Consider the following 18,773-nt stretch of genomic DNA (forward strand, 5'->3'; position numbering starts at 1 on the left):
AGCAGGAACTTCGGTTTCTGCTTTTTTTATTCCATTTATAGAAAGTTGGAATTATGTAACTCTAATTCACTTGATATTGATTAATTTTGTTTTGTTGAGAAATCGACAAAATGTTAAATTTAAATTATTAACAATTATTTTATTTATATATATTGATATTTTGTTTATTTTCATTAAATATTTATTTTTTATCTGATTATTTTAATATTATTTTAATTATTTATTTATGTTTTTTTTAGTAGTACTAACCAAATTAATTATATTCTGGCATGAAATAAATTTATTCTCTACTCTTTTTACCAGTCACCCTTTTTTATAGTTGGTGTAAATCTAACTATAATGACCTCCATATTTGCGATGATTTCATAGTGCTTTTCTATTGGAACAACTCCTTAAGGTAGCATATGTTGTATCAACCAAAATCAAAAACTTCCCAAACTATTAAATACTTTAATATGAAAATGAAAAAAAAGAACTTTACATTGGTACTGCTTACTTTCAGCAGTGTAATTTTTGCTCAGGTAGGTATTAACACTCCTAGCCCTGCAGCAACTTTGGATGTTACCGCTAAGAATGCAACCGGAACTTCCAGTGCAGTAGATGGCCTTTTAGTGGCACGTGTAGATAGATTGAGAGCCCAGAGCATGACAGGGATTCCAACTTCTACCATGATTTACATAAATGGAGTTGCGAATGGATCACAAACAGGAAATGCTGTTAATATTGATGCTGTTGGCTATTATTACTATAATGGTGCCGTATGGGTGAAGCTTCATAATCCGGGTAATACTATTGATACTAATATTTATAATACAGATGGAATACTTACCGGGAACAGAGTGGTAACCCAGGGAGCTAATACATTAGCCTTTACAGCAACTTCAGCCAATGCTTTTTCGGTTGGAGGGAATATATTGTCAGTAGATGCCGCCACAAAGCGGATTGGAGTAGGAACCATAGTACCAAAACAACAGCTGCATATTGTTGAAACCGGTTCTACCAGTGGTATTACAACCAGTTTTATTTCAGGAATGGCCGTTACAGGAGTAGGTGCAGCAGCAGGGATAAGTGGACCAGGATTCTATTTGGAAAATGTAGGCGCGCCTGTGGGATCAAGATTATTTAAAATTAACTATAGTTTGAACAGCACAGAACCTATTTTGAATTTTCAAACGGTGAGTGACGATGCAAGTACTGCAGTAAGCCAGATATTAACCCTTACACGTTCAGGAAAGTTAGGAATTAATGCCGCTCCAAATCCCGGAAATAATCTTTCTGTAAATGGGAATGCCTCTGTTGGAAATAGCTACATTACGACTGCCGCACCTGCTAACGGAGCAATTATACAAGGTCTTGTAGGGGTAGGAAATAATGCCCCTACTAATCAATTACACGTGACGGCAGCGGCAGATCCTCTGCGTTTACAAGGGACCACAGTTGGGAATACCACTACAGATCCACTTATGGTTTTGGATGCCAGTGGTGTAGTGAAGACCATTGGTACACTCGGCGCTTTATCAATCCCCAATCCTGCTCTTTTCAGATTGGATGTAGCCCAGGCTGATTTCCTTAATGGTGTAGCAGCAGGAAGTTCATCAGTTGTTCCAATGGCTGTTGTGAAAAATTCAATTTCTGGAATGACCTATAATGCAGGTACCAGCACCATTACATTTCCTGCCGGAACTTACCAGATCACTTTTGTATATGAAGCACTTCATAACAATGATAACGGAACTACAGTAGAGGCTGATAAATGTAGAAATAGCTCCTATATTGTTGACTTCCCTACCGGAGCTGCAGGTACTCAGAGAATTCACAGTACGGCATATCATAATTCAGGAATATTATCCAATCATGGTGGTACTATTACATATTCCACTACTGTTCCTGCGGGTAGAACGTGGCCGATTCGTCTGGGAAGAGGACAATCCGGTAACTGTTCTGGTACGGGAATGACATTAGCTGCTGCTTCAACCCAACTTTTGGTATTCAGAATTGGAGATTAAAATAATTTTTCACAAAAGGCTATGATAGATAAGTGTTCCCCAATGGCTTTTCTATAAAATATTCAGGCAAAAAAAAATTCTAATAACACAACTTTATATAACACTTACCTTTTATCGGGTAGGTGTTTTTTTATTTTAAATTAATTATTTTCTAGTGATAAAAGAGTGTTGATTTCTTTAGCATGGCTTAAAAGATCAGGAAAAAAATCATCATAGCATTGCTGAAGATACTTTTTGTTGTCTAAAAAAGCCTCAAAAACAGGAATATCCTTATCCAGATATTGGGCCTTGTTCAGAACATTTTGAATACTGAACTTAATGCCCCAATCTTCACGATAATTATACAACCAGTCATCATGCTCCATTTTAACCAGCATTTTTTTGAAATTCTCCGGAAGCCATTCTTCATTCGCATTCAATACCCTGTAAACTCGAAGAGAATGCGCTTTCCATTCTGAAAGGGAATGTAAGGAAAGATCATTGGCTACAAAATAATCCATAGAGACATCTACAAAAGCTCCGGCATAAAGCCTTACTAAAGGAGCGAAAACCTTTTTAGCCTCATGTATAGCAGGGTGGGAGTCTGTAAACGTGTCAATAGCTCTGTGAAGAGTAATTCCATCCTGAATATCCTTAGGAAAAGAAAACCTGTCCCTGTTTCGGATGAAATCTTCCAAAAACTGACCAACAATTTGCCCGTCAGTAAAAGTGAGAAAGGAATGAGCCAAATAATTCATAAACGAATATAGAAATTTTTAGACAAAGTTTTACTATTGCGTAACGTTTCCACCCAAACCCCTTTTTCTGTTTCAAGATATTTAAATTGAATTTCCTGTAGATTTAATTCTTCGGGAGAAATCAGGCTGAGGTGAAGCTCTTCATCATTAATCACGCATTTAAGCTGAACAGGAAAAACAAACGGATTTTGAATCTGCAGATCTTTATAGCCATAAACAACCGTGCAGTCTGAACCCAAAGGAGTAAAACGTTCTTCCTCTTTATAAATATCCATAGAATGAGGAAATCTTTCTAAAATCTTCAACCCGGACTGAAGAGCCAGGAAATATAAGATTGAAGAAAATTGGCAGATTCCACCACCCAAATCACTTGAAATATTATTTTTGATTAAATTTCTTCCTTCCTTAAAATTATTTTTTTCGCTTGGCTTTCCAACCATTTTCCAGAAAGAAAATACCTCACCGGGATGAATCACAAGATTATTGACCTTATTTCCAACAATTTTTAAATTATGAATTTTATTATGATGAAAAGCTCCCTTTTTAATGACCTGTTGGAGCTTAACAGAATATTCGCCTATATTTTCTGAAAGATATTCACTAGGATAAGAATGGTTATTTTTCTTTTCATCAACGTACCGTTGCAAAAGCTTTATCTGTAGCTTCCATGAATGAGGAATCCAGTTTTTCAATTGTTTTTTCATATCTTTTCTAAAACGGTAATGTGATAGGATGCCCAGTTTTTTAGGAAAGTCCTGCAAAGTAGAATATCCAGTGGCAAAAAGAATTTTCTTAAAGATTTCGGTAATCTGTGAATCGGAAAAAAAAGGATTCCTGTTGTATTTTTAATTTTCCAACGACCTTTTGACATCTCTAAAATTTCTGAAGCGGAAAAACTATTGCCGGCATGCCAGTCCTCCTGCGGAGAAACAGTTTTTTTTCTGGTTTTCACAGGATAATCGAAAATTAAAGTTCCGGTTTCATTTAACTTCTGATAACATTCACTTAAAAATGCTTTTGTCTCATCCTTATTTTGATGCATAATCACATGAAAACAGAAAATACAATCAAACTCATTGTGAAAAGGAATGTCCGAAATTTCTCCTAAAGCAAGGGTTTTTTCAGGTTTTTTTTGTCTGGCAACATCCAGCATTTTCTCACTGAAGTCTGTTCCATGAGTAGCAAAATTGAGCAGTCGGCCTGTTCCACATCCCAAATCCAAAACAGTGGAATATTTTTTACCCTGAAAAAAGGACGTTAAAAACGATCTTTCCTGTTGGTCAATATATTTTCCATAGGAATTCCCGAAACGATTGTCATCATAGGATTCTGCAAGGTTACTGTAATATTCCCGGATATTTGTTTTCATCATTTAAAAATCTTCTGTTAAGATCTTTAATTTTACTGACTTCTACAATTTTTATTTAGATTTATTGAGGTGAGCAGTGCCACTGCATTTTTTTCTAAATTCTGATGGAGTCATATCTGTCATCTTTTTAAAAATAGTATTAAAAGCAGTCTTTGAATTGAAGCCGGATTCAAAGGCAATTCCTAATATGGAAAGTTTTTGAAAAGAATCATCAGTAAGCATTTTCTTTGCATGTTCTACCCTGTATTTATTTACAAAATAAAAGAAGTTTTCCTGAAACCCATTATTGAGAAGATAAGAAAGCTGATGGGCATTCATCTGAACCTTGTCAGATAGTTTCAACAGATTAAGATCACCATCCAGATAAGGTTTTTCTGTTTCCATTAAGATGATTAATCTTTGTTGTAAAGATTCAAATTCATGATCTGAAATTAGTTTTTTTCTGGATGTTTCGTCAGATTCACTTTCCTGTTCTATAGAAAGAAGCTCTTCACGCTGGTTTTTATCTACCGGATAAATTTCCTTTTGCCGAAGTACATAATATAGTGTGCTGTAAACAATAAATAAAAAGAGTAAATCCATCACCAGATGCTGATGCATTTTATACACAAAAGTATTGAACAGTTCATATCCAACCGTTATAATAATGGTTACAAAAAGAAGAAGACTCAGTTTGATTAGCCATTGCAGATCGATATTTTCGGTATTGGCTGAAATGGATTCTATTCTCTTTTGATGCTTTCTGATTTTAAAATAAATAAGAGCAATATATGGGAGATTATGAGAAACATCAATAAGCATTACAATACTTCGGATGACAGGGTTGTTTTCTATATTGCAAAGTAATATCCAGTAGATTACAGGAGTAATCAGACAAACGAAATCCACTCTTTTAAATCTGTAATCAGGATTGATAAAAAATACCACACTGAAAAACAGAAGAATGGGAGTGAAGATTTGCAGCGCATAAAGAAAATAGGCAAACAAGGGATGGGGCGAAATCCCACAAAAATGTAAAATATCCAGAACCCAGTAGCTAGACCACAACAAAGTAAACATCCCGAAAAAGAAGTTGGCCTTTCTGTTAACGCGCATGGGATTAATCAGTACGGCAAATGAAAGCAAGGTTAATCCTCCATAAAGCAGTACAAGCACAAACTTCTGAATATTTTCGAGTTGCATTTTTTATTTTTTTCTAAAAAAGTCTTTCATGGAAATCTTCAATTTTGCTTACTTCCTCAATCTTAATCCCAAATTTTCTTTTCGGAATTTTATTAAGATTAGAAACGAATATCTTTTCATATCCCAGCTTTTCAGCTTCGGTAATTCTCTGCTCAACCTGGGCAACCGGACGAATCTCTCCACTTAATCCAATCTCTCCCGCAAAACAATAATGTTCAGAAATAGCAATATCTTCACTAGAAGAAAGTACAGATGCAATGACCGCCAAATCCAATGCAGGGTCATCAGTCTTTATTCCTCCTGTAATATTAAGGAAAACATCCTTTGCCCCAAGTTGAAAACCTGCTCTTTTTTCCAGTACCGCCAACAGCATATTCAACCTTTTTGAATCAAAGCCCGTAGAGCTTCTCTGCGGAGTACCATAAACTGCCGTACTTACCAGAGCCTGAATTTCCAAAAGCATAGGTCTGTTTCCCTCCAGAGTTACTGCAACCGAATTTCCTGAAAGTTCCTCAAATTTCTTTGTGATAAGAATTTCAGATGGATTTTTAATTTCTTTTAATCCTTGGGAGATCATTTCGTAGATTCCGATTTCAGAAGTAGATCCAAAACGATTTTTATTAGCTCTCAGCAATCTGAAAAGGTGATTTCGGTCTCCGTCAAAATTCAAAACTACATCTACCATGTGTTCCAATACTTTGGGCCCTGCTATTTGGCCGTCTTTGGTAATGTGGCCCACCAGAAATACAGGAATGCTGTTTTCTTTGGCATATTTAATGATCTCATTGGAACATTCCCTAATTTGAGATACTGTTCCCGGAGAACTTTCTATAAGTTGTGACTGAAGCGTCTGGATAGAATCAATGATCATAAAATCCGGTTCCAGTTTTTTGGCTTCGTGAAGAATTTTTTCCAGTGAGGTTTCTGTGAAAAGAAAACAGTTTGGGTTTTGAATATCCGTTAGCCTGTCAGCTCTCATTTTAATCTGAGAAGCACTTTCTTCCCCTGAAACATAGAAGATTTTTTTCTTCATTTTTAAGGCAAGCTGCAGCAAAAGAGTAGATTTTCCGATTCCGGGTTCACCACCAATTAAGGTTACAGAACCTAATACAATTCCGCCTCCCAAAACACGATTCAGTTCTTCAGACGGAGTTTTTATTCTCGGTTCTTCACTGGTTTCCACCTCGATGATATTGATGACATGTTGCTTGGTTTTTGAGAATGGTACAGCCTTGTGAGAAGTCTTTTCCACAACTTCTTCCACCAGGGTATTCCATTCTCCACAATTTTTGCATTGCCCCATCCATTGAGAATATTGTGTTCCGCAGTTTTGACAGAAATATGCCGTTTTCAGTTTTGCCATACTGCGAAGTTATAAAAAAGCATTTTTCTTTCGAGATTTAAGTGGATTTAAATATCAAAAAATAACATAGGTCAACGATAGAAATATCTTTCATATCTTAGCTTTGCTAAAATTAAAATATTAATGTAAAATATAATTACAATGAAAAAACTATTCTTATCCTTTGTATTCACATTTTTAAGCGTTTTCTCCTTTGCACAGAATAATTGGGAAATAGATCCCATGCATTCTTCCGTGAATTTTACCATAAAACATATGGGAATCAGCTTTGTGCAGGGAAGATTTGATAAATTTGGAGGAACTGTTGCAACAAAAGGTACCAGTCTGGATAATGCAGCATTTGATATAAATATTTCTACAGAAACCATCAATACAGGGGTGGAGATGAGAGATAACCACCTTAAAAGCAAAGACTTTTTTGCAGTCGGAAAATATCCTGATATGAAATTTGTAGGCACTTCTGTTGCTAAGGATAAGGGATCTTATGTATTAAACGGAAAACTGACAATAAAGGAAACAACTAAGGATATCAGTATACCTGTAACAATGGGTGGAATAGCAAAAAATAAAGAAGGAAAAGAGGTAATGGGACTTCAGGGGAAATTTACCATCAATCGTCTTGATTATGATATCAATTATGATCCAACAGGAACAGGTATTGCAAAGGATGTTGATATTAGCGTTTATCTTGAATTGGTTAAGAAATAATTTCTACATAAATAATAAAAAAGGCTTTTCAAACAGTTTGAAAAGCCTTTTTTATACTTAATAATTTTGTTAATGACTGGTCTATACCATTGGTGAATTTTGGGAAAGAATAAATCAGTCCGGAACATTTATTTTCCCGGAGGAAACCGTAAAAATTCCAAAATTATCAATCAGCATGCTGTCTTTTTGAACGGCATTGAAAGCCATAATTTTGTCCAGTTCTTTCTGTGAACGTCTTCTCATAATCCAATCTTTGTTTTGATGATTATTCAAAACATAGGCGATCATTTTCAGTTGTGGATGCCAAGGCTGGCCAGTGTAAACAAGGTAGGAGTTTTTTTCTGAGAGGGAAGTCACTCCACGAATAGCTCTGCTGGCCATTTCATTGTCTCCAAAAAGTTCCAGAATACCTGATACAATTGTAATATTAGGTTCAAAATCCAGTTTTTTATAGGTTTCAGGATCGAAACAATCGAAATTGGTAAACCTGACTTTTTGATAATTATTTTCCTTAATCACCCTTTCTCCAATTTCAATATTGGATTTTACAAATTCATTGATAACAATCTCAGCTTCCGGATATTTCTTCTTAATGTCAAATAAATAATTTCCTGTGCCGCCTGCAATATCCAGAATTTTGATAGGTCTGCCTTGCTGTTTCAGAATTTGAATATTTTGTTCTAAAAGTTGAAGTAAATGTTGTTTTCTGATACGAATTCCTCTCCAGCCGATTGCATTGAGGTAATTTTTATCCATCATTTTTCCAAAACCGAATTTTCCACTTGGTTTATTTTGATACACATAATCCAATGAAGCACCGGAGTCAAAGCCGTATTTTAATCCGATAGCCATTCCGTTACTTATTTTTCCGATGTTTCCCAGTGAAAGCTTTTGAAGCTTAAAATTCAGATTATTTCCAATATTATTTTGAAGATCCTGATATTCTTTTATAGAAAATGAGTCGGGTGATAGGTTAGACTGTCTTGGAGATCTGTTGAAGCATTTTTCTGTAAAATCCACAATTTTATCATACACCTTTTCTCTTCCGGAGTCAAATAAGATACCGTGAAAGAAATCTGGCAGAACCTCATATTGTTTTAAATCTGTATCCAATTTATCATGGAAAATTTTCTGATCCTTATTGAAAACAACATGATCTTTTTCAACGGCTAAGATTAAAGTAGGGGTGTCTATAGCTTCGGCATCTTCTACTAAACGTTTACCGGCTTTGGCGAGATCAATGAGTAATTCGGCATCAATGGATCTTGAGATCAATGGATCTGTATCGTAGGCTTTTTGTTGCTCGGGGTCATGAGTAAGCATTTTAGATTTTACATAGCTTTTGATAATCAAGCCTTTTTTTAGCTTAGTTCCCAAAGTAATCATTTCATTGGCCAGAGGAACAATAAGGTTGATCCTGAATGCCGGAGCAAGAAGAGCCATTCCTGCAATTTTAGGCGCAAAATCATGGGCCCAGGCAGAAGCAACCACTCCACCAATGCTGTTGGCAACTACAAAAATATCCGAAATTTTTACATCATATTTTGAATAAAGAAACTTGGAAAACGAATCCAAATCCCGAACATAATCCATGAAAACAGATGAGGTTTTTGTTTTTGTAAGACCATGTCCGCGGAGGTCAAATGCGAAGATATTGTATTTTGAAAACTGTGCGGATTGAGCAATGTCATTAAGCCTTTCGGAATGCTCGTGACCACGGTGGATCATGATGATACTTTTTTGTTGTGGCTGATAATTCCATTCGCGATAAAAAATCTCATGGTTATCAAAACTCGTAAAATGTCCGCTGTTCATAGTTTAATTTTTTTTCAAAAAATCCTGCAGATAAGAATGAATGATCATATTCTTGTTGCTGGTTTTCATTATGGTTATTGCTTCCTCTAAAGGTAAAGATAAAATATTTTTGATAACTAAAATTCCAATAACAGAACTTCTGGTAAAGCCCATCGTACAATGAATTAGAATCTTCCCATCTTTTGGAAGGTGTTTATATTGGTTAGAAATTTCAGCAATCAGTCTTTGGGTATCCTCAATATCAAAGCTTCCAATATCCAGAATAGGATGAAAATGATAAGAGGATTGCTCTTTTAATAATGATATTTCCTCCATTTCAGGGGATAAATCATAGACGAAAGTGTTTTTATTAATCTTCAATCGTTCAACAATATTACGATCAGGCCTTGATGAAATATAGAGATGGGGAATAGGTCCAGCAGGGTTTTTGTTTTTCCTTAAAAATTTCCAAAATCCCCGATACATTAAAAGATATGGTGTATAAAATATTTTTTTTATCCACGTCATGTTTCCATTTTGATCCTTCAAAAAGTAAATATTATTTTTTTGATAATGATATCCAATGGAAAAAGTCATTAAAGCCGGCCATAGTAAAATGAATCCGGGATACCCTGAAAATTGATTCAACAATAGGGCGAACAAAATAAATATCCAGCTTGATAAAAAATAATAATTGGCAACTTGAAAATTTCTGTATCGGAAGTCTTTTTTACGGTAAGGAAAGATAATAAAACTGATATGGGCAGCTAAACTTCCTGTTATGACGTCAATGAAATGATGCTGATAAGTCGTTAATGTGGAAGCTCCCAAAAGAATAAGCCAAAGCATAATAAAAAACTTTCCTTTTTTTCTATTTCTGAAAACAGTCCAAAAAATAAAGGCATAAGCAATATGTAAGGAAGGGGCCTGGTTAAAAGGAGAATCAAAAGTCTTTAAAAACTGAAAAGAATATCCCAAAAAAGGATTGTTAGTTTCAGGTTTGGGAAGAGAGAATTGTAAGGGAAATAAAAAAAAGCAAATTCCGGAAAGAATGGTTACGAAAATCATTCTTTGTGTTAAATTCTTAAGCTGTTCCTTGCTTTTACAGAGAAAAAATACCACGCAGAAAAACAATCCGCTTGTCATATATGGAATAATTGTCCATGGAATGAAAGGTATATATTTTTCAAAATCAAAAATGAATGATGGAACCTCCGCCAATGTTGAAATATACCATGCCGTATAATTGTACACCAACATGAATACAACGGAACAAAGAATCAGTGCATAAATCTTTTGCTTTATTTTTAATCGTTTTTCATCCATTTGGCTTTTCTGAACATGATTATATTTAATAAAGAAGAGGGAAGTAGGGATAACGATCTCATCATCCATTTCATTTTTGTTGGGAAAATAATTAACCTCTCTTTGTTTTCAATAGCTTCGGAAATAATATAAGTGGCTGTTTCCAGATTAGTAAGGAAAGGTTTTTTATTTAAATCATTTTGGTTTAGCTGCCTTAGTTTTTCGGTATCTACATATCCGGGAGCAATAGTGGTAATGGAAATTCCAAAAGGCTTCAATGCGCGGCGGTATGCCTCAGCAATCTGTATCACAGATCTTTTCGTCTTAGTATAAAGGCTGGAGTTTTCATAGTCTAATATCCCCGAAACTGAAGCTATAACTGCTATGCTTCCATTTTTTTGATTTTTCATTGCTTTTCTGGCTGCCTCAAAGCAATTAACAGTCCCTAAAATATTGGTCTGAAGCATTTCTTCTGCTTCTTCATAGGAAATCTTTTCTGCCACATCTTCAGCATAGCTCCCAGCACAGTTAATAAAAATATCCAGTTTTTTTTTATCCATCAGAAAAGACTCTAATGCAGATGAAATGGAATTCATCTCACAAACATCTGCCTGATATGCCTGTAAATTATTAAAGCTGTTCTCCTGTATTTTTGCAAGGTTTCTTCCACAGATTCCTACACAGTATCCTTTTGAAAGATAGTGCTTGGCCAGAGAATAGCCGATGCCTGAGGTTCCGCCTGCAATAAAAACATTCATGGGTATTTTGTGATTTTCAATTTTATGTAAAAATAAATTTTAAAAGTGAAAGTAGGATAATGGGAGGGATTTATTATCAAAGCTGTTTAAACTTTTTTATTAAACCACAAAAGATATACAAAAGCTTTTTAAACACTTAAGCTATTTAAGTGATATACTTTGTGTACAAGGAAGGACACTCAAGTTTTGTTGAAAATCAAAGATTTTCATCTTATGTGAACTTAATTGTGCAGTATTTCCTTACGCTTTCTAAAGTGTACTAAAGTGTTAAAAAAATAAAACCTTTTGTGACTTTTGCGGTTAAGTGTAAACAGACTTATCAATTAAAAAACTGGTTGAGGGCAAAAATTTAAGTATACTTTATAAACGAAAAGGTTGTCACTTAAAAAAACTTAAGTGTAAAAAATTATAATTGGTCCCTCATATTTTTCATTGTTTGATCAAAACCATATTGCCACTGCATTTCCATATCCTCTGCAAATTGTTGATACGTTTTCGGAAAGGAAAAATCGATCTCCAGCTTTTTCCAGTTGATCCTTTTTTCCAGATAATGCCCTTTAAGATCTTGCTTTATTCCGGTGGTATCAATTTGAAATTCGGAGATTATGTTTTCCGTTTCCTGCAGTCTCTCATTAGCACTGAATCCAAAAACAGAACGAATAAGTGCCTCTTCTATTGAAGTATAGGATTGCTTTTTTTCCGTAATCACTTCTTGGGAAAGATGTCTTGCCAATTCCATAGGTACCAGATCTATTACTCCGCCCATGAAATATCTATCGTGAAGAGAGAGAGGTTCTACATAAAACATATCCGAAACAGAAGCTCTGGTACTTTCAAGAATGGAAAAATCGGTGATAATTTTTGATCTTTCTTCAACAGCACTATTTATAAAGCTCTTGGGTTGGGAGATAATGTACTCTTTATCTATTCTTTGGGCGGTTTCAGGATCTGTGAAAATTATTTTTTGAAAGAGTTTTTTTTCATTTCTAAGCTGTAGAGAATCCTTTGGGGTAAACAGAAGTTCAGAACCTATGATGACGGATGGAATTTCTTTTGAAAATAAGGTGTTTTTTATGGAGGGAAAACATTCGGTAAGATCCTGAGGCATTTCAACCAGATGTCTGTTGAAGATATCTTCAATAAAAGGAGCCTTTCTTTTGTCAAAGCATTTTTTTAATGAAAAAATCCCTATTTCAGAAAGCTTCCTGTGTCTTGTTAAGGTAGTTTTTGATACAAACTGAAAATATTCCTCAGATTTCAGGTATTCTTTTCTTGAAATATGATCCGGAAAAGCATTGATAACAGTTGCTGCAAATGATCCACCACATGATGCGATAAGGATATCAGGCTTCATATTCAGTTCATCCAGAGCTGCAAAAATTCCAAGGTAAATCATTAACCTTGTTCCACCTCCTGAAAAAATTACAGCTCTTTTAAATTTTTCGCCCATGATTTTAATTCTTGATCAAAAATGATAATATCCAGAAAAATAAAGGAGCATTGAAAATGAGGCTGTCCATTCTATCCAAAAGGCCTCCGTGCCCGGGAAGAAGATGACCCGTATCCTTTACATTTGTTTTTCGTTTTAAATAGGACATGAATATATCTCCGCAAAATCCGGAAATTCCCAGTGTTAATCCAATAATGCTATTGGTTATAATATCTGTTTGAAGTAAAAAAAAACCTAAAATATTGCTTAATACTATGGTAAGAAAAACCCCACCGATAAACCCCTCCAGTGTCTTATTAGGGCTAATTTTAGGGACTATTTTATGTTTTCCAAAGAACTTACCCATCAGGTACTGAAAAACGTCATTCAATTCTGTTACTACAACAACGAAGATGATGGAGCTCAGACCATTGGAAGTATTTCTTATCCACAACAGATGAGGAAAAGCAAAAAGGCAGACTATTAAAGCCATGAAAATTCCTATCAATTGTTGGGTAGATGCCTTGAGCAGGAAAAAATAAAGCAATACAACAATTCCCAACAGGGAGCCGTACACGAAGTAATTTTCAATATTTAAAAAGTAAAATAGAAAAAACTGTAAAACTCCAATGAATAAAGATGGAATAATAGGTTTTTCATGAACTTTAAACATCCTTGAAAATTCAAAGAAAGATTGTGCGCCTATCCATGAAACAAAAATGGCAGTGGCAAGAGGATGTGAAATTCCGAGAGCGAAAACAATAATGATATAGATCCATGTTTTTACTCTTAAAGGAACATCTGCAAATTTATTTTCTTCAGGCTTCATTCAGAGATTTCTTAAGTCTGGTATAGGTACTGATAAGGAGAAGAATTATAATAATACCAAAAATATAATTTGAAATAGCGGTGATGCTTACTCCAAAAAAAATCAGTAAACCATACAATCCTAACATAAGGGCGCGGTCACTTTTCCCCATAGGACCATCGTAGCGGCGTTCTTTTCCTACAATTTTCCCCATCAGTCCTGCAAATTCATTAATAACACTTAAAACAATGAAAATAACAATCAGGTATAAACTTTCAGATTGAAATTTGAGCAAAGGAAAAAATATAATGACATCAGAAACGATATCACCTACTTCATTCAAAACTTCTCCTAATTTGCTGGTTTGATTAAATCTTCTGGCCATCATTCCGTCCAATGCATTCAGGGCCATTCGCAAAATCAGTCCAATAGGAAGGCTTAGGAAAAACCATTTCGAAACATCTGCATTCCAAAATAATACTCCGATTACTACTGATAAGAGGATTGAACTGATGGTAATCTGGTTGGCAGTAATCCCATTTTTATTTAAAAATAATAAAACAGGAGTGAGCAGCTGCTGGAATTTTGGTTTTAATTTATAGACGGAAATCATGGTTGTTTTTACTTTTTGTCATTCGCTTATATCAAATATAGATAAAAATTTTAATCAGGTTTTATAATTGTTTGAAGCATGTTTTCTCATTTTCAAAACGTAAAAGATTGCTTTGTGTTTCTTTTTCCCATAACTTTGCACAAACCTAATCTAATGAGTAAAAAGAATACAAAGTACATCTTTGTGACAGGAGGTGTAACTTCATCTTTGGGAAAAGGAATCGTGTCTGCTTCTCTGGGACTATTGCTAAAATCACGCGGTTTTAACGTAACGATCCAAAAACTTGATCCTTATATCAATATCGACCCGGGAACATTGAATCCTTATGAGCACGGAGAGTGCTACGTGACTGAAGATGGTGCGGAGACGGATCTGGATTTAGGCCACTATGAGCGTTATCTTGATGCTCCTACATCCCAAAATAACAACGTTACTACAGGAAAAATCTACCAAACTGTAATTGAAAAAGAAAGAAAAGGAGACTTCCTTGGAAAAACAGTTCAGGTAATTCCTCATATTACTAACGAAATCAAACGTAGAATTAAAATGCTTTCCAAGCAGAACTACGATATCATTATTACTGAGATCGGAGGAACTGTCGGAGATATTGAATCTTTACCTTATATTGAAACTGTTCGTCAGTTGAAATGGGAGTTGGGAGAGAAAAATTCTATGGTGATTCACCTTACATTATTGCCTTATCTGGCTTCAAGTGGAGAATTAAAAACAAAACCATCACAGCATTCCGTTCGTCAATTGATGGAAAGCGGAATTATGGCTGATGTATTGGTTTGCAGAACAGAACATAAAATTCCAAAAGATCAGAGAGCAAAACTAGCTCAGTTCTGTAACGTAGCTTTAGAAAATGTTATCGAATGTAAGGATCTTGAAACGATCTATGAAGTTCCAATGTATCTTCAGAAGCAAAACTTTGATGATGTAGTATTGAAAGAACTAGATCTGAAAAGTGATAAAGTTGCTGATCTTAAGGATTGGAAGAGTTTCCTTAAGAAATTCCAGAACCCTAAGAAAACTGTTGAAATTGCATTGGTCGGAAAATATGTGTCTCTTCAGGATTCGTATATTTCTATTGCAGAGGCATTTAAACATGCTGGTGCAGACCTTGAAACTGAAGTAAAGGTAAGATGGGTATACAGTGGAGATATTACAGAAGAAAACATTAAGGACGTACTGAAAGGAGTGAATGGTATCCTTGTAGCTCCAGGTTTTGGAGACAGAGGAATTGAAGGAAAAGTTCTTACCGCAAAATATGCTAGAGAGAATAAAATTCCAATGTTAGGAATCTGTCTAGGAATGCAGATCATGACCGTTGAATTTGCCAGAAATGTTTTAGGACATACAAAAGCAAACTCTGTGGAATTTGATACAGCAACTCCTGATCCTGTAATTTCATTAATGGAAGAACAGAAAAATGTAATTGACAAAGGAGGAACCATGCGTCTTGGTGCTTGGAAATGTACCCTAAAAAATGGTTCTAAATTATTTGATATCTACGGAAGCAAAAATATTTCAGAAAGACACCGCCACCGTTATGAATTTAACAGTGATTATCTTCAGGAATTTGAAAAGAATGGTTTCCTTGCTACAGGTACAAACCCTGAGACAGGATTGGTAGAGGCTTTAGAACTACCTGATCATCCGTTCTATGTAGGTGTTCAGTATCACCCGGAATATAAGAGTACGGTAGCTACACCACATCCTTTATTCAGAGCTTTCATTAAGGCTTGCGAAAAGAAATAAGGTAATTTTTTATTATAAACGTCTACTAATAAACTCAGGCTGATTATTCTCAGCTTGAGTTTGTTATATAGTAACATAGTAAAGCATAGAGTTTTGATAAAAAAACAGTATTTTTGTCAGCTCAAATTACGTACACCAGTACGCACATTTTAAATTTAAAATTTTAATATAAAATAAAATGCAACAAAACAACGGAATCGATAAGAAGCAGATGATTAGTTTCGCGGTTTTATGCCTGGTTCTCTTCGGCTTTATGTTCTATTTCCAGAACAAACAGGCAAAAGAAGAGGAGTTGAAAGCTCAGCAGCAAAAAACGGAACAGGTAAAAAATGCCGTAAAACAAACTCAGGCAACCAATATCAATCCAAATGTAACTCCTGGCTCCATTCAGACAGCGAATCTGTCAAACAAAGAATTGAATATTGAATTCTCTAGTTTAGGAGGACAGGTTTCTAAAGTTCAGCTTTCTGAATACAAAGCATATGACCACAAAACAGATCAGGCAGATCTTCCGCTTTATCTGATCAATAAAAATAATTCAAACTACGGTTTCCAGTTTAAGGACAAAACAGGAAAGGTTGTTAATACTAAAAACTTAGTTTTCTCACCTACTGTTAACGGAAATGCGGTAACCATGACAGCAAATTATAATGGTGCTGTTATCCAGTTTATTTATACTTTATTGGATAAATATACATTAGATTTTAAAGTAAGAACCCAAGGTTTAGCCAATATTACTTCTGATAACAAAGCAGATTTTATCTGGGATTACAGTGTAAGAAACTTGGAAAAGGGTAGAGCCCAGGAGCAGTCTCACTCAGAATTCTCTTATGCTTTCAATAATTATAAAGATTATGATTATGATGGAAGAACAACCATGGAGGAAGAAAAAGAGACGCTTAACTGGATTGGAGTAAAGCAACAGTTCTTTACTTCTGTTATTGAAGCTAAGAACGGATTTACTCAAAGTAAAGGAAATCAGGAAAATGTTGAAGAAGGTGAGTATCTGAAAAAATTAAACTACGAAGGTTTTGTTCAGATGACAGGAAGTGAGCTGAATCAAGACTTTACTTGGTACTTCATGCCGCTAGACTTGAAACTATTGAAATCTTACGATAAAAACTTTGATGAGATTCTTCCATTAGGATGGTCATTCATCGGGTGGATGAACCGTGGTTTCTTTATGCCGATGTATAACCTGATTGCTGATTGGGGATTAACTGCAGGTTGGGTAATTTTCCTAATGACAATTATCGTGAAACTAATCCTTTCACCTATTATGTACAAGCAGCATAAGCTAAGTGCAATGATGAAAGTAATTCGTCCTGAAATTGATGAGGTGAATGCTAAGTTCAAGGATGCTGATCCAATGAAGAAGCAGCAGGCTACTATGGAAGTTTACAGAAAGGCGGGGGTTAATCAGCTAGCAGGATGTTTCCCTGCACTGGTTCAGATTCCGATTTTCTATGCATTGTTCCGTTTCTTCCCGAACTTTATAGATTTGAGAGGGCAGGGATTCTGGTTTGCAAAAGACTTAACAGCTTATGACGATTTGATCAAGTTACCATTTAAAGTTCCTTTCCTTGGAGATCACTTAAGTATTTTTGCACTGGCATGTACCATTGTTATCCTTATTTATACAGTAATGACTTCAGGAAATATGCAGCAGCCACAACAAGAAGGAATGCCAAACATGAAAGTGTTAATGTACATCTTCCCGATTACATTCCTATTCTTCCTGAATACTTCAGCGTCTGGTCTTTCTTGGTATTATTTTGTTTCGAATGCCATTAACATCTTAATTATTCTTGTTATTAAATATGTGATTCTGGATGAAAAGAAAATTCATGCACAGATTCAGAGTAATAAAGAAAAGCCTAAGACGGAAGGTAAGTTCCAGAAACGAATGAGAGAAATGATGGAAAAAGCTCAACAGCAGCAACAGGCTCAAGAGCAACAAAAAAATAGAAAGAAATAATCTATCATACAAAAAAGAGAAGCAATTTTGCTTCTCTTTTTTTATTTGAATATATCCTGAAATTCTAAGAGTATCAGAGTTTATTAATCATATTTAAGTCTGAAGGACTGCCTGTGGTGTATTGTGGGCCCATGCTTAATAAGGGCTTCCTGATGTTTTTTTGTAGCATAGCCAAAATTGGTGGCCCATCCATATTCAGGGTATTCTTCATGAAGTTCAATCATGAGTTTATCTCTATAGTTTTTTGCAAGAATAGATGCAGCAGCTATGGATAAAACCTTTGAATCCCCTTTAATAATACATTGATGAGGAATATAATTGTAAGGGTGAAATTTATTCCCATCCACTAAGATCAGCTCAGGTATTATTGTTAATTGGTCCAATGCGCGATGCATCGCATGAATGCTGGCATTAAGGATATTATGTTCATCAATGAATGCAGGAGGAAGTTCTGCAATAGCATAGCTTTTTACATTATCCTTAATATAGCTGTCCAGTTCCATTCTGGTTTTAAAGGTTAATTTTTTTGAATCATTTACTAGATTCTGTTGAAAATTATCATCTAAAATAACGGCTGCTGCTACAACCGGTCCACTTAAACAACCTCTTCCTACTTCATCGCATCCTGCTTCAATATAGGCATCCGTCCACTTTTTTAATAATTCCATATTTATAGGTGATATAAAACGGTAAAATTAAAGAAAAACGAAAGTATTCGCCCTATCTTTTTATGTCTTTATCAATCTATAAAAAGGAAAATTATTGAATAATCATGTTGGTTATTTTAGATAATAATTCCATTTTTTACGATTGGTAATTATGAATAATTTTAAATATAAATCTGTTTTTTTATAAAGGTCATATTGATGGTTTTGATATCTTAAGTTATTCCTATTTTTTCTGTTTTTTTATTACGATTATAATCTCTTCCTCGCTGCCTTTAGAACTTTTTTCTTCTGTTT

General features: G+C 34.8%; 16 protein-coding genes. 4 read left to right on the top strand and 12 right to left on the bottom strand.

Going from position 1 to position 18,773, the window contains the following annotated elements; genetic code table 11:
• Positions 1-455 precede the first annotated feature (455 nt).
• Positions 456-2,006, top strand: a complete 1,551-nt coding sequence (locus C7D53_RS01390) for a hypothetical protein (protein WP_162926051.1) — start codon at positions 456-458, stop codon at positions 2,004-2,006.
• 140 nt (positions 2,007-2,146) lie between these two features.
• Here C7D53_RS01390 and C7D53_RS01395 read toward each other — a convergent pair whose 3' ends face one another.
• From C7D53_RS01395 to radA, 5 genes are read right to left on the bottom strand one after another with little or no spacing between them, the layout of a single operon-like run.
• On the bottom strand, positions 2,147-2,743 hold the full coding sequence (locus tag C7D53_RS01395; RefSeq protein WP_106914620.1) for an acyl carrier protein phosphodiesterase: 597 nt from the start codon (positions 2,741-2,743) through the stop codon (positions 2,147-2,149).
• Positions 2,740-3,447, bottom strand: a complete 708-nt coding sequence (locus C7D53_RS01400) for a VanW family protein (protein ID WP_106914621.1) — start codon at positions 3,445-3,447, stop codon at positions 2,740-2,742. The genes C7D53_RS01395 and C7D53_RS01400 overlap by 4 nt, the downstream gene beginning before the upstream one ends.
• The gene (locus C7D53_RS01405; protein WP_106914622.1) at positions 3,444-4,115 is read right to left on the bottom strand and encodes a class I SAM-dependent DNA methyltransferase; all 672 of its coding nucleotides are present in this window, start codon (positions 4,113-4,115) and stop codon (positions 3,444-3,446) included. Before C7D53_RS01405 ends, C7D53_RS01400 begins: the two co-directional genes overlap by 4 nt.
• Before the next feature lie 48 nt (positions 4,116-4,163).
• Positions 4,164-5,294 (bottom strand): AraC family transcriptional regulator, encoded by a 1,131-nt coding sequence (locus C7D53_RS01410; RefSeq protein ID WP_106914623.1) that lies wholly within the window; start codon positions 5,292-5,294, stop codon positions 4,164-4,166.
• A 13-nt stretch (positions 5,295-5,307) separates the two neighbouring features.
• A complete protein-coding gene (radA, locus tag C7D53_RS01415; protein WP_106914624.1) occupies positions 5,308-6,657 on the bottom strand; it encodes a DNA repair protein RadA in 1,350 nt (449 codons plus the stop codon).
• A 141-nt stretch (positions 6,658-6,798) separates the two neighbouring features.
• On the opposite strand from radA, the gene C7D53_RS01420 reads away from it, so the two are divergent.
• Positions 6,799-7,365, top strand: coding sequence for a YceI family protein (locus C7D53_RS01420; RefSeq protein ID WP_106914625.1), 567 nt, complete (start codon positions 6,799-6,801; stop codon positions 7,363-7,365).
• A gap of 114 nt (positions 7,366-7,479) precedes the next feature.
• Here the strand turns inward: C7D53_RS01420 and C7D53_RS01425 are convergent, their stop codons facing one another.
• The 6 genes from C7D53_RS01425 to C7D53_RS01450 form a co-directional block, all read right to left on the bottom strand.
• A complete protein-coding gene (locus C7D53_RS01425; RefSeq protein ID WP_106914626.1) occupies positions 7,480-9,180 on the bottom strand; it encodes a bifunctional alpha/beta hydrolase/class I SAM-dependent methyltransferase in 1,701 nt (566 codons plus the stop codon).
• Positions 9,181-9,183: 3 nt separating this feature from the next.
• Positions 9,184-10,554: a phosphatase PAP2 family protein gene (locus tag C7D53_RS01430; RefSeq protein ID WP_106914627.1), complete on the bottom strand. Its 1,371-nt coding sequence runs from the start codon at positions 10,552-10,554 to the stop codon at positions 9,184-9,186.
• Positions 10,467-11,222 (bottom strand): SDR family NAD(P)-dependent oxidoreductase, encoded by a 756-nt coding sequence (locus C7D53_RS01435; protein WP_106914628.1) that lies wholly within the window; start codon positions 11,220-11,222, stop codon positions 10,467-10,469. The genes C7D53_RS01430 and C7D53_RS01435 overlap by 88 nt, the downstream gene beginning before the upstream one ends.
• Before the next feature lie 406 nt (positions 11,223-11,628).
• On the bottom strand, positions 11,629-12,672 hold the full coding sequence (locus tag C7D53_RS01440; RefSeq protein ID WP_106914629.1) for a patatin-like phospholipase family protein: 1,044 nt from the start codon (positions 12,670-12,672) through the stop codon (positions 11,629-11,631).
• Between the two features lie 4 nt (positions 12,673-12,676).
• Complete coding sequence (locus C7D53_RS01445; RefSeq protein ID WP_106914630.1) at positions 12,677-13,480, bottom strand: phosphatidate cytidylyltransferase; 804 nt, start codon at positions 13,478-13,480, stop codon at positions 12,677-12,679.
• Positions 13,470-14,072, bottom strand: a complete 603-nt coding sequence (locus C7D53_RS01450; RefSeq protein WP_106914631.1) for a CDP-alcohol phosphatidyltransferase family protein — start codon at positions 14,070-14,072, stop codon at positions 13,470-13,472. The genes C7D53_RS01445 and C7D53_RS01450 overlap by 11 nt, the downstream gene beginning before the upstream one ends.
• A gap of 153 nt (positions 14,073-14,225) precedes the next feature.
• Between C7D53_RS01450 and C7D53_RS01455 the strand changes: the two genes are divergently transcribed.
• Positions 14,226-15,833, top strand: coding sequence for a CTP synthase (locus tag C7D53_RS01455; protein WP_106914632.1), 1,608 nt, complete (start codon positions 14,226-14,228; stop codon positions 15,831-15,833).
• A gap of 178 nt (positions 15,834-16,011) precedes the next feature.
• Complete coding sequence (yidC, locus tag C7D53_RS01460; protein WP_106914633.1) at positions 16,012-17,811, top strand: membrane protein insertase YidC; 1,800 nt, start codon at positions 16,012-16,014, stop codon at positions 17,809-17,811.
• Between the two features lie 83 nt (positions 17,812-17,894).
• Here yidC and C7D53_RS01465 read toward each other — a convergent pair whose 3' ends face one another.
• Complete coding sequence (locus tag C7D53_RS01465) at positions 17,895-18,479, bottom strand: ribonuclease HII (RefSeq protein ID WP_106914634.1); 585 nt, start codon at positions 18,477-18,479, stop codon at positions 17,895-17,897.
• Positions 18,480-18,773: the final 294 nt, after the last annotated feature.

The sequence above is a fragment of the Chryseobacterium aurantiacum genome (assembly GCF_003020585.1).
GTDB classification, from domain to species: domain Bacteria; phylum Bacteroidota; class Bacteroidia; order Flavobacteriales; family Weeksellaceae; genus Chryseobacterium; species Chryseobacterium aurantiacum.